This is a genomic window from Limnohabitans sp. Hippo4 (genome assembly GCF_003063605.1).
Lineage (GTDB): Bacteria > Pseudomonadota > Gammaproteobacteria > Burkholderiales > Burkholderiaceae_C > Limnohabitans_A.
The window spans coordinates 414,325-429,770 of record NZ_NESE01000002.1; the positions used below are offsets into that span (position 1 = coordinate 414,325).

General features: G+C 54.0%; 15 protein-coding genes. 11 read left to right on the plus strand and 4 right to left on the minus strand.

The window, feature by feature from the left end; all coding sequences use genetic code 11:
- The first annotated feature begins 5 nt into the window (after positions 1-5).
- The 8 genes from B9Z46_RS07420 (at position 6) to B9Z46_RS07455 (ending at position 8,679) form a co-directional block, all read left to right on the plus strand.
- Entirely contained in the window at positions 6-818 is an 813-nt protein-coding gene (locus B9Z46_RS07420; protein ID WP_108255328.1) for an ABC transporter ATP-binding protein, read from the plus strand.
- Complete coding sequence (locus B9Z46_RS07425; protein WP_055361114.1) at positions 818-1,546, plus strand: ABC transporter ATP-binding protein; 729 nt, start codon at positions 818-820, stop codon at positions 1,544-1,546. Before B9Z46_RS07420 ends, B9Z46_RS07425 begins: the two co-directional genes overlap by 1 nt.
- A gap of 8 nt (positions 1,547-1,554) precedes the next feature.
- Positions 1,555-2,535, plus strand: coding sequence for a branched-chain amino acid ABC transporter permease (locus B9Z46_RS07430; RefSeq protein ID WP_108255810.1), 981 nt, complete (start codon positions 1,555-1,557; stop codon positions 2,533-2,535).
- 15 nt (positions 2,536-2,550) lie between these two features.
- Complete coding sequence (locus B9Z46_RS07435) at positions 2,551-3,615, plus strand: branched-chain amino acid ABC transporter permease (RefSeq protein ID WP_108255330.1); 1,065 nt, start codon at positions 2,551-2,553, stop codon at positions 3,613-3,615.
- Between the two features lie 105 nt (positions 3,616-3,720).
- On the plus strand, positions 3,721-4,767 hold the full coding sequence (locus B9Z46_RS07440; protein WP_055361111.1) for an ABC transporter substrate-binding protein: 1,047 nt from the start codon (positions 3,721-3,723) through the stop codon (positions 4,765-4,767).
- Entirely contained in the window at positions 4,767-6,971 is a 2,205-nt protein-coding gene (locus B9Z46_RS07445) for an iron ABC transporter permease (RefSeq protein WP_108255332.1), read from the plus strand. The genes B9Z46_RS07440 and B9Z46_RS07445 overlap by 1 nt, the downstream gene beginning before the upstream one ends.
- Positions 6,968-8,035, plus strand: coding sequence for an ABC transporter ATP-binding protein (locus B9Z46_RS07450; protein WP_108255334.1), 1,068 nt, complete (start codon positions 6,968-6,970; stop codon positions 8,033-8,035). Before B9Z46_RS07445 ends, B9Z46_RS07450 begins: the two co-directional genes overlap by 4 nt.
- Before the next feature lie 17 nt (positions 8,036-8,052).
- A complete protein-coding gene (locus B9Z46_RS07455) occupies positions 8,053-8,679 on the plus strand; it encodes an HAD family phosphatase (protein WP_055361108.1) in 627 nt (208 codons plus the stop codon).
- A gap of 31 nt (positions 8,680-8,710) precedes the next feature.
- On the opposite strand, the gene hemH is transcribed toward B9Z46_RS07455, so the two are convergent.
- Positions 8,711-9,811 carry a ferrochelatase gene (gene hemH / locus B9Z46_RS07460; protein ID WP_108255336.1) on the minus strand — a complete coding sequence of 367 codons (1,101 nt, stop codon included), beginning with the start codon at positions 9,809-9,811 and terminating at the stop codon, positions 8,711-8,713.
- Positions 9,812-9,829: 18 nt separating this feature from the next.
- On the opposite strand from hemH, the gene B9Z46_RS07465 reads away from it, so the two are divergent.
- Complete coding sequence (locus B9Z46_RS07465; RefSeq protein ID WP_108255338.1) at positions 9,830-10,528, plus strand: HAD family hydrolase; 699 nt, start codon at positions 9,830-9,832, stop codon at positions 10,526-10,528.
- 33 nt (positions 10,529-10,561) lie between these two features.
- The gene (locus B9Z46_RS07470; protein WP_108255340.1) at positions 10,562-11,212 is read left to right on the plus strand and encodes a glutathione S-transferase family protein; all 651 of its coding nucleotides are present in this window, start codon (positions 10,562-10,564) and stop codon (positions 11,210-11,212) included.
- On the opposite strand, the gene hpnE is transcribed toward B9Z46_RS07470, so the two are convergent.
- Genes hpnE through hpnC form a run of 3 tightly spaced genes read right to left on the minus strand, consistent with a single transcriptional unit; the run spans position 11,209 to position 14,212 of the window.
- On the minus strand, positions 11,209-12,531 hold the full coding sequence (gene hpnE, locus B9Z46_RS07475; protein ID WP_108255342.1) for a hydroxysqualene dehydroxylase HpnE: 1,323 nt from the start codon (positions 12,529-12,531) through the stop codon (positions 11,209-11,211). The two genes, B9Z46_RS07470 and hpnE, sit on opposite strands and share 4 nt — an antisense overlap.
- Entirely contained in the window at positions 12,528-13,367 is an 840-nt protein-coding gene (gene hpnD / locus B9Z46_RS07480; RefSeq protein ID WP_055361103.1) for a presqualene diphosphate synthase HpnD, read from the minus strand. The genes hpnE and hpnD overlap by 4 nt, the downstream gene beginning before the upstream one ends.
- Before the next feature lie 26 nt (positions 13,368-13,393).
- The gene (gene hpnC, locus B9Z46_RS07485) at positions 13,394-14,212 is read right to left on the minus strand and encodes a squalene synthase HpnC (RefSeq protein WP_108255812.1); all 819 of its coding nucleotides are present in this window, start codon (positions 14,210-14,212) and stop codon (positions 13,394-13,396) included.
- A 229-nt stretch (positions 14,213-14,441) separates the two neighbouring features.
- On the opposite strand from hpnC, the gene B9Z46_RS07490 reads away from it, so the two are divergent.
- Complete coding sequence (locus tag B9Z46_RS07490) at positions 14,442-15,446, plus strand: efflux RND transporter periplasmic adaptor subunit (RefSeq protein ID WP_369907419.1); 1,005 nt, start codon at positions 14,442-14,444, stop codon at positions 15,444-15,446.

Sequence of the window (15,446 nt, forward strand, 5' to 3'; positions counted from 1 at the left end):
CTCCCTTGGGCGTTCTGCAAACGCATGACCTCACCATCCGCTTCGGCGGACACGTGGCGGTCAATGCGGTCTCTTGTCGTTTTGAACCCGGCACCTTGACGGCCATCGTCGGCCCCAACGGTGCTGGCAAGACAACCTACTTCAACTTGATATCGGGTCAATTGCCGGCCAGTGAGGGGCGCGTCTTTTTAGAGGGCCAAGAGCTGACAGGCATGAGTGCCTCGGCCAGAACCCGTGCAGGGCTGGGCCGTGCGTTTCAGTTGACCAATTTATTTCCCAATTTGTCTGTGCTTGAAAATGTGCGATTGGCTGTTCAGGCAACTGAATCGGGTGCGCATTTGCGGGGTCTTAATTTGTGGTCAATTTGGCAAGACCACGCGCAACTGACGCAACAAGCGCAGGACATCTTGCAACAAGTGGCCATGCTGCATCAGGCGCAAGCCACCGTGTCCAGTTTGCCGCACGGCGATCAGCGCAAATTGGAAGTGGCATTGCTCATGGCACTCAAACCCTCGGTGTACATGTTTGACGAACCCACGGCAGGCATGAGCCAAGATGAGGCGCCCGTGATCTTGAACCTCATTCGCCAATTGAAAAGTGACAAAACCAAAACCATTTTGTTGGTCGAGCACAAAATGGACGTGGTGCGCGAATTGGCCGATCGCATCATTGTGTTACACAACGGCCAGTTGGTGGCCGATGGCGAGCCATCAGAAGTCATGGCCTCTGCCGTGGTGCAAGAAGCTTATTTGGGTGCCAAACCAGCGCAGATGCATCCACAATCCAGTGTCAACGCCAGTGCAGAGGAGGGCGTGTGATGTCTTCCAATGTCTTGCTCGAATTGAATGAGGTTCACACGCACATTGGGGCTTATCACATCTTGCATGGCGTCAATTTGCAAATTCCTCGAGGTGAACTCACCCTTTTGTTGGGCCGCAATGGCGCAGGCAAAACCACCACGCTCAGAACCATCATGGGTTTGTGGCAAGCCTCACAAGGCACAGTGAATTTCAATGGACATGACATCACGCACATGAGCACGCCCGACATTGCGTCGCTCAACATTGCCTATGTGCCCGAAAACATGGGCATTTTTTCAGACCTCACAGTTGAAGAAAACATGTTGTTGGCTGCACGCAAAGCCTCGCATGCGCAGCAAATGGACGCAGACCGCTTGGCCTGGATTTACGCCATGTTTCCTGCAGTTGAAAAATTTTGGCATCACCCCGCAGGCAAGTTGTCGGGCGGACAAAAGCAAATGCTGGCCGTGGCCCGTGCCATGGTCGAGCCCCGCGATTTGCTCATCGTCGATGAACCGAGCAAAGGCTTGGCACCAGCCATTGTGCAAAACATGATCGATGCCTTTCAAAAAATGAAAGCCAGTGGCGTGAGCATTTTGTTGGTGGAGCAAAACATTCATTTTGCGCAGCAGCTGGGTGACAGCGTGGCGGTGATGGACAACGGTCGTGTCATCCATGCAGGCAGCATGGCCGCGCTAAGTGCCGACCCGGCTTTGCAACAATCTTTGTTGGGCTTGGCATTGTGATGGTGAACATGAAAACAAGTTTAGACATCAAGCCTTTGCTCTTGGTTCCGGTTTTGGCTTTGTTGGCCTTGCCGCTCGTTGGCTCGGTCGATACTTGGCTGACCCTGAGTGTGGCGGGCTTTGCGATGGGCATGATCATCTTCATCATGGCCTCGGGCCTTACTTTGGTCTTTGGTTTGATGGACGTCCTCAATTTTGGTCACGGTGTTTTCATTGCATTGGGTGCTTTTGTGGCCACCAGTGTGATGTCGGGCATGGCCGATTGGACGCAGTCGCAAGAACTCTGGCGCAACTTGCTTGCGGTCGGCTCGGCCATGGCGCTGGCCATGATGGCGGCTTCAGTCATTGGCTTGGCGTTTGAGCGATTCATCGTGCGGCCCGTGTATGGCCAACACCTCAAACAAATTTTGATCACCATGGGCGGCATGATCATTGGCGAGGAAATCATCAAGGTGATTTGGGGACCCTTGCAAATTGCGTTGCCCTTGCCCGAAGCCATGCGCGGGTCATTGCTGTGGGGAGATGCCTCGCTTGAAAAATACCGTTTGATGGCGGTGGTGGTGGGGCTGCTGGTGTTCGCTTTGCAGGCCTGGACCTTGAGTCGCACCAAGGTGGGCTTGCTCATTCGCGCTGGCGTGCAAGACCGCGAAATGGTCGAGTCTTTGGGTTACAAAATTCGCCGATTGTTTGTGGGCGTGTTTGTGGTGGGCAGTGGCTTAGCGGGTTTGGGCGGTGTGATGTGGGGGCTGTACCAACAAAATGTGGTGCCGCAAATTGGCGCGCAAGTGAATGTGCTGATTTTCATTGTCATCATCATGGGCGGCTTGGGCTCGACTGGCGGTGCGCTGATCGGTGCCTTGATGGTGGGCCTGATGGCCAACTACACAGGCTTTTTGTTTCCCAAGCTGGCGTTGTTTTCCAACATTGCGCTCATGGCCGCCATTTTGTTGTGGCGTCCGCAAGGGGTCTACCCCGTGGCCAATCGCTGAACGAAAGCGCAAGACATGTTGAAACGTTTACTGTCTCATGACATGCCCCGCAGCACCTGGCTGGCCTGGATGCTGGCGGCGGTGTTGTTGGGCTTGGCCTTTGCGCCTTTTCTTTTTCCGGGTGTCAAGGCTTTGTCGGTGGCTGCCAAGATATTGGTCTTCATCGTCTTGGTGGCCAGTTTCGATTTGCTGTTGGGCTATACCGGCATCGTTAGTTTTGCCCACACCATGTTCTTTGGCATTGGTGCGTATGGCGTGGCCATGTCGTCTAACCATTGGGGGGCAACTTGGACGTCACTGGGTTTGGGCATTGCAATTGCGCTTATGCTCACGTTGGTATTGGCCTTACTGATTGGTCTTTTTTCTCTACGCGTGAGGGCCATCTTTTTTGCCATGATCACTTTGGCCGTGGCGGCAGCATTCCAAACCTTGGCATCTCAATTGTCTGAATGGACAGGTGGTGAAGACGGCTTGAGTTTCAAATTGCCAGCCTTGTTATTGCCCAGCACCGAGTTCAGTGACACCCCTTTCTGGGGGGTGAACTTGGACGGACGCTTGCTGTGCTACTACCTCTTGTTTGCGGCCGCGTTGCTTCAGTTCCTGATGTTGCTGCGCATTGTGAATTCGCCGTTTGGCCGTGTTTTGCAAGCCATCCGAGAGAACGAATTCAGGGCGGAAGCCATTGGCTATCGCGTGGTGGTGTACCGCACGTTGTCCAGCGTGTTGTCGGCTTTGTTTGCTTGCATGGCAGGCGTGATGCTGGCGCTTTGGTTGCGCTACAACGGGCCTGATACGTCGCTCAGTTTTGAAATCATGATGGACGTTTTGTTGATTGTGGTGATTGGGGGCATGGGCACCATCTACGGCTCGGCCATTGGTGCGGTTCTCTTTTTATGGGCGCAAAGCTATCTGCAAGATTTGCTGCGCTGGGCCAGTGAAGCTGTCTCGGCTTGGCCAGTGCTTGCTGCGCTGCTGTCGCCCGATCGTTGGTTGCTGTGGTTAGGCCTGCTGTTTGTGTTGTCGGTTTATTATTTCCCAACAGGTATCGTGGGCCGACTGAGAGTCAAAGCCTTGCGCTGAAACGCATCCATCTGGTATTTATTCATCCCAAATGAGTGCTTTCCCTGTTGTTCCAAGCACTTTAATTGCGCAAGATATCGTCACTTGAATTTGAGAGTATTTCCAATGAAAAAATCATCCTCTACGCGCGCCAGTCAATTGGCCCTTGCCCTTGCCGCCACTGGCCTCATGGCCAGCAACTCTGCCTTAGCGCAAAGCGGTGAAGTCAACGTCATTTGTTCCGCGCAAGCTGCTTGGTGCAGCATGATTGCCGTCACCTTTGAAAAGAGCCAAGGCGTCAAGGTCAACATGACCATGAAGGGTTCTGGCGAAGCCATTGCCCAAATCTTGGCTGAAAAAGCCAACCCCAAAACGGACGTGTGGTTCGGTGGTACTGGCGACCCTCACCTGCAAGCCGCTGAGCAAAACCTCACCCTTGAGTACAAATCCCCCACTTTGCCCAAACTGCACGATTGGGCGCAGCAACAAGCTAAACAATCTGGCTACAAAACGGTCGGTATATATTCAGGCCCCTTAGGTTTTGGTTATAACACCGAGTTGTTAGCAAAGAAAAAACTGGCCATTCCCAAAACTTGGAATGACTTGCTCAAGCCCGAGTACAAAGGCGAAATTCAATCGGCCAATCCATCGTCTAGTGGTACGGCTTACACCATGATTGCCACCTTGGTGCAATTAATGGGCGAAGACCAAGCCTATGAGTACCTCAAGAAGCTCCACAAAAACATCAGTACCTACACACGTTCAGGCACTGGGCCCATCAAGGCAGTGGCGCGAGGCGAAACTTCTGTCTCTATCAGTTTCGTTCACGACGGCCCTGGTGAAAAAGCCCAAGGTTTCCCCATTGAAACCATCACACCTGCCGATGGCACGGGCGCCGAAATTGGCTCCATGTCCATTGTCAAAGGTTCACGCAACCTGACCGCAGCCAAGCAGTTTTACGAATGGGCATTGACGCCTTCGGCGCAAGCTTTGGGTGCTGCCACATTGCAGTTCCAGTTGCCTTCGCACAAAGAAACCAAAGTCGATCCACGTGTGCCTGATTTCAAAAAAATCAAGCTCATCAATTACGACTATGCCAAGTACGGTCAAACTGCAGAGCGCAAGCGTTTAATTCAGCGCTGGGAAAAAGAAGTTAACAGCCTGCCGCAATAATGACTGCCGCGCTGCGCACGCAGCGAGCCTTAACGATGTGGGCCCTGTTGGGCCTGCTCAGTTTTGGTTTTCTGCCTTGGTACTTTCTTCAGCAAGGCTCTTTGGCTGCTGCCATGCCCGCTGTCTGGGCTGGCCCAGAAACAGCCAGTGCCCTGATGCAAGCCCTCCAACACGGCCGTCCTTGGTTGTGGTTTGGTTTTGCAGGTTTGTGCACTTGTTTGATCGGTCTCATCGCACCAGTGGCGGTGTATCCCAAACGCCAAGGGGTGTTGTTGGTGTGCGGTGCCATGTTGGGCTTGCTCGGTATCACCCTCAGTGGTTTTGCCATCGGTGCTGTGGGCTGGTCATTTGAATTCCTTGAGCAATCGTTTGGTCCCATCGCGCAGGGTCAGTACGGCATGGGGTGGGGCGCTGCAGGCGTCTTGTTGTCGCTGACCATTTTGCTGGGCGCAGGTTTGGCGCGTTTGGGCTATTGCAGAGGCGATGTCTTCATTGCCAGTGCGGTCACTTTGTGCGTGATGTTGTTGGCCTTGTTTGTGGTCTATCCCGTTTGCCGCTCCTTGGCCTCCGCTTTTTATACAGAAGCCAACGAGCTGAGCCTGATGGCCGTATGGGACCGCATCGGGACGCCGCGCATATGGAGTTTGAATTGTTTGAACGCGACGGGACGCTGTGGCGTGGCTTGGAACACTTTGGGCTTGGCCTTGGCGACTGCAGCAGGCACCACCTTTTTAGGAACACTCATTGCCTTGTGGGCCGAGCGCAGCGGCACGCGTTTGGGCAAGCCGCTCAACGCATTGGCCCTCATGCCCATCATCACGCCGCCCTTTGTGGTGGGTCTGGGCTTGATCTTGCTGTTTGGCCGATCAGGCTTGGTCAACCAAGCCTTGGAGTGGGCCTTTGGCATTCCGCCCACACGATGGTTCTATGGCGTCTTTGGCATTTGGTTGGCCCAAATGTTTGCCTTTACGCCCATCGCTTTCATGATCATGCGCGGGGTGGTTCAGGGTGTCAGTCCTTCTTTGGAAGAAGCCTCTCAAACCTTGCGCGCCACGCGCATGCAAACCTTTTGGCGCATCACATTGCCACTTCTCAAACCGGGTTTGGCCAATGCCTTCTTGGTGGGCTTCATTGAAAGCATGGCCGACTTTGGCAATCCCATCATTTTGGGTGGACAGTTTTCTGTGCTGTCGACTGAAATCTTTTTTGCCATTGTGGGCGCTGCCATCGACCCTGGCATGGCAGCAGCTTTGTCTTTGGTCCTCACCGTATTTGCATTGGCCGTTTTTGTCATTCAACGTCAAGTGCTCAGTGGTGCGCAGTTCACCACAGTGTCGGGCAAAGGTGATGCCGGCATTCCCCTCAACTTGCCCCCTGCAGTTTTGAATGTGTGCCGCGGCATTGCAGGACCTTGGTTGGCTTTCACTTTGGTTGTGTATGTATTTGCCTTTGCCGGTGGGTTCGTGCAAACATGGGGCCGGGATTACACCTTCACCTTGAACCATTTCAAAACAGCCTTTGATGTGCAGTGGGGTGAATTCGGTTGGGTTTGGGCAGGCACAGCTTGGAACTCCTTGTTCAACACTTTGAGTTTGTCGGCCATGGCCGCGCCTGTGTGTGCAGGCCTGGGCTTGCTGATGGCGTGGCTGCTGGCGCGCACCGAGTTCAAAGGCAAGAATGCGTTTGAGTTTGCTGCGCTGCTCACCTTTGCCATTCCAGGCACGGTGCTGGGCGTGAGTTACATCTTGGCCTTCAATGTGCCGCCTGTGGAGCTCACAGGCACGGGTTTGGTCATTGTGCTGTGCTTTATTTTTCGCAATTTGCCAGTGGGTGTGCGTGCGGGCACCGCAGCTTTCAAGCAACTCGATCGCTCACTCGATGAAGCCTCGGTCATGCTGCGGGCCAGTACGCTCACCACCCTTCGTGAAGTGGTGTTGCCATTGCTCAAACCGGCTTTGGTGGCGGCACTCATCTACAGTTTTGTTCGTTCCATGACCACCGTCTCGGCCGTGATTTTCTTGGTGACGGCCAAGTACGAATTGGCCACCACCTACATCATTGGCCGCGTGGGCAATGGTGACTATGGTGTGGCCCTAGCGTATTGCACCGTGCTCATGGCACTCATGGGATTCATCACAGTGGTCATCCAACGATGGGTGGGCAAGCGTGAGTTGGGCCGCAGAGAAATGAAAGCATCCACATGACCTCACATTCACAACCTGCCGTTGCCGGTATTGAGTTTCGCCAAGTCACCAAACGCTATGGTGAGGGCAACGCGCCTTTGGTCGTCAAGGGCATTGATTTTGTCGTACCCAAAGGCACGCTCACCACCTTGCTGGGCCCTTCGGGTTGCGGCAAGACCACCACCTTGCGCATGATTGCAGGCTTGGAAACTGTCAGTGGCGGTCAAATTTTGATCGATGGGCAAGATGTCACTAACTTGGGACCAGCCGAGCGAAATGTCAGCATGGTGTTTCAAAGTTATGCGCTATTTCCGCACATGACCGTCATTGACAATGTGCGATATGGTCTCAAGGTCAGTGGTGTTTCGGTATCTGAAGCAACAGCGCGTGCGCATGTGGCTTTAGAAAACGTGGGCCTCAAAGGCTTTGACAACCGTCTGCCCAGTGAACTCTCTGGAGGGCAACAACAGCGCGTTGCGGTGGCACGTGCCTTGGTGCTCGAGCCTTCTGTGTTGTTGTTTGATGAGCCGCTGTCTAATTTGGATGCACGTTTGCGCCGCTCGATGCGCGACGAAATTCGCAGCCTTCAACAGCGCTTGGGTTTAACGGTCGCTTATGTCACCCACGATCAAAGTGAAGCGCTGGCTGTCAGCGATCAAATCATTGTGATGGAAGCGGGCACCATTGCGCAGGCTGGCTCTCCTGAAGATTTGTACGAACGACCTGTGTCCGAGTTTGTAGCTGGTTTCATGGGTGAAGCCATGCTGTTTCAGGGTGAAGTCAATGCGCAGGGGCAGGTCCGTGTGGGTCCTCTCACGTTTCAAGCGCGTCAGCAAGTTCAAGAAGGTGCAATTACCGCAGCCATACGGCCAGAAGCCTGGACCGTGGTGTCTGCGCAAGGCGCCGCACTGACCGGTGTATTGCAAAAGAAAGCCTACTTGGGCAGCACCTTGGAGCTCACCTTTGACACCACCTTGGGCCCCTTGTTTGTTGTCACTTCTGATTTGTCGCAAGAGTGGCCGTTGCACATCACGCTGGGTTTGTCACTGACAGGCCGCGGTGTGTCGGTGGTCTCGCGTATTTAATTTTTTGAAAGTAATTCATGGCGATTGTGTTTGACCTTGGCGGCGTGGTTTTCAAATGGAAACCCCTTGAGCTGTTGCAAAATATATTCCCGGAACGTGCCCCCAATGAAGTGGCTGCCAAACAATGGGCCGATCAGATTTTTGAAAGTTTCAACCCGCTGAGCGATTGGGCGCAGTTTGATTTGGGCCTCATTGAGCCCGATGCTTTGGCTGCCAAAATTTCAAAACGTGTGGGCATTCCCGAAGCCGATATGCATTTATTGATTGCCAGCATTCCACCGCACATGGTGCCGCAAGTGGGCACCGTAGACATCATTTCCGATTTGAAAGCAGCGGGACATCCGCTTTACTTTTTGTCCAACATGCCAGCGACTTATGCGGATCATTTAGAACGTTCAAATGATTTTTTCCGACATTTTTCGGATGGCATTTTTTCGGCGCGCATTCAGCAAATCAAACCGCAATTGCCTATTTTTCAAAGCGCCAATGAGCGCTTTAAGGTGTCAGGCAAAGAGACTGTGTTCATTGACGATGTTCAGCACAACATCGACGCTGCGCATGCCCATGGTTGGACGGGCTTGCGCTTTGATGAGCCGGCCCAAGTGCGGCGTGACTTGGTGGCCATGGGCCTTTTGAAGGCCTAAGCCAAGCCACCAGATCGCCTGAAGGAATGGCTTAGTCTTTGGCGCCAAGCGCCAAGGCCAGCTGGCGAGAATTCGCTAAAGCGGCGGCCTGCGCACTGATAGCTTGAGCCGATGTGGGCCAACCTTGCAAGTGTTGCTCGCTGATGTTGGCCAAGGCATCCATCCAAGTGGGCTCATCGTTTAAGCAAGGGATGTAGTTGAATGTTTTGCCGCCTGCATGCAAAAAGGCCTCTCGGGCTTCCATGCTGATTTCTTCCAGGGTCTCTAAACAATCACCTGTAAAGCCTGGGCACACCACATCGACACTTTGCATGCCTGCTTGTGCCATGGCAATGAGGGTTGGCTCGGTGTAGGGCTCCAACCACTTGGCCTTGCCAAAACGTGATTGGAAAGTCACTTTGTATTGTGTTTTGTCGAGACCTAATTTTTCAGCCAACAAGCGACCCGTTTTGTAACATTCGCAGTGGTAGGGGTCTCCCAATTGCAAGGTGCGTTCGGGCACGCCGTGGAAGCTCATCACCAGCTGATCTGCTTTGCCATGCGCTGCCCAGTGTTTTTGGATGCGTGTGGCCAAAGCCTGGATGTAGCCTGCGTCATCGTGGTAACGGTTCACAAACCGAAACTCGGGTAAATTGCGGGTGGTCAGGCCCCATCGATACACCGCATCAAAAACGGGTGCCGTGGTGGTGCCGCTGTACTGAGGGTAAGCCGGAACGATCAAAATGCGTGTGACACCCTCAAGGCGGAGCGCGTCAATTTGCGAAGCAACACTGGGCTGGCCATAGGTCATGGCGTATTTCACCAGCACATCATGGCCACGTTGCTTGAGTTTTTCAGCCAAACCTTGTGCTTGTTTGTCTGTCCAAACGCGAAGCGGGGAGCCTTCGGTGGTCCAGATGCTTGCATATTTGGCTGCTGATTTGGCGGGGCGCACACGCAAAATGATGCCGTGCAAGATGAGCCACCAAATGGCCTTTGGAATTTCGACTACGCGTGCATCACCCAAAAATTGGGCCAAATATTGGCGCAATGCGGGTGCGGAGGGTTCAGCGGGTGTACCGAGGTTGCAGTACAACACGGCTGTTTTTGCAGATTGTCCGTGTTGAAAAGGGGGTTCTTTTTGGAAAGCCATGCGTTATTCTCTCCCACCATGATCGACTTTTCAAAAATTAAAGCCATCTCCCTTGATTTAGATGACACTTTATGGCCCGTTTGGCCCACGATTGGCCGGGCCGAGGAGAAGCTGGCCCAATGGCTGGCCGAAAAAGCCCCCCTCACAGTCCCCTTGTGCGCCATTCCGGGCTATCAGCGGCAAATTCGTGAAGAGATGCCAGCCTTGCGGCCCGACCTTGGCAATGACCTGTCGGCATTGCGCCGCGAAGCCATCCGCGTGTTGCTGCAAAGGGCCGGCGAAGACCCCAACTTGGCCGAGCCAGCGTTTGAGGTGTTTTTTGAAGCACGTCAAAAGGTGGTTTTTTTTGACGATGCACTCCCTGCGCTGCAGTTTTTAAATGCCAAGTTTCCGATGGTGGCTTTGTCCAACGGCAATGCAGACATCCAAAAAGTGGGTCTTGCCGCTTACTTCAAAGCTGCGTTCAATCCCATTAACTTGGGCGTCGGCAAGCCCGATCCCCAAATGTTTCATGCAGGCGCACAGGCTTTGGGTGTCTTGCCCGATGAAGTGCTTCACATTGGTGATGATCCTCATTTGGACGTTTTGGCCGCCCAACGTGCGGGCCTGCAAGCCGTGTGGGTGAATCGGGAAGAAAAACCTTGGACTCACGACGTTCATCCTGCGCCGTTCACGGTGATCAGTTTGAAGGCTTTGTGCGAGTCTTGGCCCGTCTGAAAAACCAATTTCAAAAGACAACAGGAGCAATACATGACATTGAAGATTTATGGCATTGGCGCGTCACGCGCAGTGCGGCCTTTGTGGGCGGCAGCAGAATTGGGTTTGACCTTCGAACATGTGTCCGTGCCCTATCAGGGCGGTGCTACGCGCACACCCGAATTTTTGGCACTCAATCCGAACGGTCACATTCCCGTCATTGAAGACTTGCGACCTGAAGGCAAAGTCACCGTATGGGAAAGCATGGCGTGTGCTTTGTACCTTGCCAAGGTTCATGGCGAAGCCGATGGGCAGTCCATCACCCCAGCCAACGCACAAGAAGAAGCCGATGCCTTGCGCTGGAGTTTTTGGACCGTGACCGAAGTGGAGAAGGATGCGTTGACCGTCTTGATGCACCGCTTGGCCATGCCCGCCGAGCAACGCAAACCCGATTTGGCCGACGCTGCAGAGCAAAGGCTGCGTGTGCCTTGCCGAGTGCTGGAGGCGCATTTGAAATCACAAGCCAAGGCGGGGGCGCATTACGTGTCGGGTCAGCGTTTTACAGTAGCGGATTTGTGTATGGCCAGTGTGTTGGTTTGGGCCAAGTCATCCGAGCTGTTGATGACTGAATTTCCCACAGTCAAAACCTGGTTAGATGCTTGTGTGGGCAGGCCTGGATTTGCAGCGTCTCGAAAATTGGCTTAAGCCTCGCTAGGTTGCGCTGCCTGTTGGCCCGCGGCAATGCCAGATAAAATGGCGCCCTCCAGGGTTGCAGGGTAAGGGCCCGCCACGTAATCACCGCACACACTTAAACCTTGGACCGGATGAGCACTGGGCCTGCGCAACTGAGGTGTGCAGGCAAAGGTTGCCCGTTTTTCAATCACTGTTTGCAGCACTTGCATTGCGCTCAAGTTGTCTGGTCCTGGGCGCAATCGGTTGAGTAAACCCAGCGCTTGTTGCAACACGTTGGCTTCCAATGTTTGCTTGGACGTTTCTGCGGCGCTGACCACGAAGGCGAGCAATCCTGGCGTGTTGCCTTGCAACATCATTTGCCCACGATCAAAGACAAACTGCGCTGGCGCTTCTTTGCTAGATGGCAAAGACAGCATGGGCTGAGGCAATTTGAAATCGACTGGCATCTGAATGTAGACCGTGGCAATGGCTTCGTGCCTTAGTGCGCTGGCGGTTTGCGACCAAGCAGGGTTCAGGGAGGCCATCAAATGCGCTGCATCCCATGCAGGTGTTGCTAGCACCACATGATCAAAAATTTCATCCAAAATTTGCCAGCGTCCGTTGCCTGTCTTGTCGATTGAAAGCCCTTCAACGCGCGAGCCAAGTTGGCACTTGGCGTGACGCGCCTCAAGCCAGCGAATGGCTGCGTGCGGAAAGATCTGGCCTAAGTCTTGTCGAGGTAAAAGAAGGTCTGCGCTGCCAGGGGGGCCAAACACGGCGTCCTTCAAGACGCGCAAAAACACAGTGCCGCTGGCCTGCTGTGCAGGGGTGTTCAAAGCCGAGACACACAAGGGCTCAATCAAGTCACGCCAAACGGCAGGCGACAAACCTTGACACACATCGCGCACAGTGAGGGCCTCACTGCATTCAAATTTCATGCGTTGCCAACGCCATGCGGTTGTCACCAGTGAGAACTTGTCTGTCAAGTCCCATCCCTTGGCATTGGCGATGCCCCACAAAAGATTCAAAGGATAGGGCGCATCGGGAAGTGACAAACCATTGCCGTTCAAGTCTTGCAACTTGAGTGGCATTCGCCACAGGGCCTGCTCAATGTCGACGCCCACCGTTTGCATCAGCTTCAAGGTTTGCGCGTAAGCGCCAATCAGAATGTGCTGGCCATTGTCCAAAGTGGGCGCATCTGTTTGGACGGGTGGCAAGGCACGGGCGCGGCCACCCCAATGGCGGCTGGCCTCGAGCAAGCTGACCTGATGGCCTTGGTGTGTGGCTGTGATGGCCGCAGCCAATCCTGCCCAGCCTGCGCCAACGACCGCAATCTTGCGAGTAGTTTTCAAAGCCGTCCCAGCGCTTGGACTTTCCAGGCCAGCCAGAGCTTTCGCAAAGGCGTGAGTGAAACGCGTTGGTGCAACACTTGAAAGTTGTCGGCTTCGATCTCGCGCAACAAGGTGCGGTAAATGCTGGCCATCATGAGACCAGGTTTTTGCGCGCGTTTGTCTGCTTCTGGTAAGAGCTCAAAGGCTTCGTCGTACAAGCGGTGCGCACGGGCCGCTTGGAATTTCATGAGGGCTGTGAAACGCTCTGAGTATTGACGTTGCATCAGGTCTTGCGCCTTGACGTCAAACTGTTTGAGTTCATCGATGGGCAAATAAATGCGGCCGCGCAATGCGTCTTCGCCGACATCACGCAAGATGTTGGTCAATTGAAATGCCAAGCCCAAGGTGTGTGCATATTGCGTGGTCGCTGGGTCGGTTTGGCCAAAAATTTTGGCGGCCACTTCGCCCACCACACCCGCCACCAAGTGGCAATAGCGTTGCAAGCCCGGGTAGTCCAAATAGCGTGTTTGGGTCAGGTCCATTTGGCAACCTTCAATCACGGACAACAAATGATGCGATTCAATGCCATAGGCTTTCACGTGCGGCATCAAGGCATGCATGACAGGATGCGTTGGGTTGCCCTCGAAAGCCTGAACCACTTCTTTTTGCCACCATGCCAAGGTGCTTTGGGCTACGCTAGGGTCAGAGATTTCATCCACCACATCGTCTACTTCTCGGCAAAACGCATAGAAAGCTGTGATGGCAGCTCGACGTTCGGTGGGCAGGAAAAGAAAAGCGTAATAAAAACTGCTGCCCGAGCTGGCGGCTTTTTGTTGGACGTACTCTTGGGGTGTCATGGTTTTCGATTCTCCCACTGTCTGGCCTACATCCAGAGGCTGCGCCACAACATCAAGGGAAGATCCCAAGGGCGCAGACGCGGCCGCGAGTGCAGGGCACGGGGGCCAAGTTGCCTCACTTTTTCTAAGATGCGCATGCCGCCTTGTACGACCAAGCGAAGCTCCCAACCCGCGCGACCTGGTACCTTGTGGACCAAGGGTGTGCCCGACATCATCAGTTGATGTGCGTGCTGGCAAAGGAATTCAAGCAGCTCTGAGTTGGACAGCTTGGCGGCCTGATCTTGCGGCAAGTAATAGCGACCTCGCGGAATGTCTTCGCTTAAGTCTTGCCAGAAATTGATCAATTGAAGTGCACTGCAAATGGCATCGCTCTGCGCAAGAGACGCCTCATCTTGAACGCCATACAAATGCAGAAGCAGGCGGCCAACGGGGTTGGCTGACAGTTTGCAATAGCTCAGCAAGTCATTCATGTCTGCATAGGTCGAAGCATTTGCACTGGCTGTCACATCTTGCTCAAAGGCTTTCAGCAAATCATCCAACAAGCCCACTGGCAAAGCCTTCAAGGTGATGACTTGATGAAGCGGTTCAAAAATTTCTGGGTGGAAGTGGGCGGCCTGCGCCGGATGCTGCAATGCATGACGAAACGCTTGAAGCAGCGCCAGTCTCTCTGCGGCAGGCATCTCTCCTTCGTCGGCAATGTCATCGGCTGCGCGCGCAAATGCATAAATGGCTGCAATGGCGGGACGCAGGGTAGGCGGGCACAACCAAGACGCCACCGGAAAGTTTTCGGGGTGGGTCACCGGAAGCGGCTGAACAGTGGTTGGATGGCCTGGATGAGGTGTCATGAATCCAAGCATTTTCGCTTGACAAGCCTCATGGATTACCCTAAATTACTAACCAGTCAGTCATTAATTTTGGATCACCATGCCACACCTCTTTGTGCGCCACATTTGGCCAGCAACATTCAAGACATTCCTTTCAGGTAGACGCATTGGACTCGTGGGAGTTCTGAGCGCTTTGATGGCGCTGGGCGCGTGTTCAGGCAAAAAGGAAACACCTGAACCTATTCGTTCCGTGAAATTGATCGCTGTGGGTGCATCGGATTTGAATGTGCAGGGTGAATACGCGGCAGAAGTCAAAGCACGGGTTGAAAGCCGCTTGAGCTTTCGCGTCGGGGGCAAAATTCTGGTACGCCAAGCCGAGGCAGGACAACGCGTTCAAGCGGGCCAAGTTTTGGCTGAGGTTGATGTGCAAGATTACGCTTTGGCCGCGCAGGCTGCTCAAGCACAAGTCATTGGCGCTCGGTCCCAACGCGATTTAGCAGCTGCAGACTTCAAGCGCTACGAAGCCTTGTTGGCGCAAAATTTCATCAGTGCGGCCGAATTAGAGCGTCGCTCTGCAACACTCAAGGCTGCACAAGCAACGCTTGATCAAGCCTTGGCCCAAGCACAGTCTCAAAGCAATCAAGCGAGCTATGCCAAATTGTTGGCCACTTCATCTGGCGTCATTACGGGGGTGGAAGCTGAACCCGGCCAAGTCGTCTCTGCTGGCCAGCCAGTGGTCCGCTTTGCACAAGATGGCCCCCGCGATGCCGTCTTTGCGGTGCCAGAACATGTGGTGGGGCGCTTGAAGTTGGGTCAAAAAATGACCGCGACTGTTGGCAACGGCAATCAAACCGTCCAAGGCCAAGTGCGTGAAATTGGTGCCAGTGCCGATCCTGCAACGCGCACTTTCACAGTCAAATTGGGCTTGGAAAAAGCCGAAGCCTTGCCCTTGGGCATCACCTTGAATGTCCATGCGCCGCAATTGGCGGGTAGTCAAGCCAATGTCATCAAGGTACCCACCAGTGCCTTGCGTCAGGAGGGTCAGCAAACCACGGTATGGTTGTTTGATTCAGCAAGTAGCACGGTCTCATCGCAAGTGGTTCAAGTGGCCACGGCCGATGGCAATGACGTGGTGATCGCCTCCGGCCTCAAGCCAGGTCAACAAATTGTGAGTGCCGGTGTGCATGTTTTGTCGCCGGGTCAAAAAGTCACGGTTTACAACCCCGAAGCCCTCACGCCACCTGCGAGCAAATAA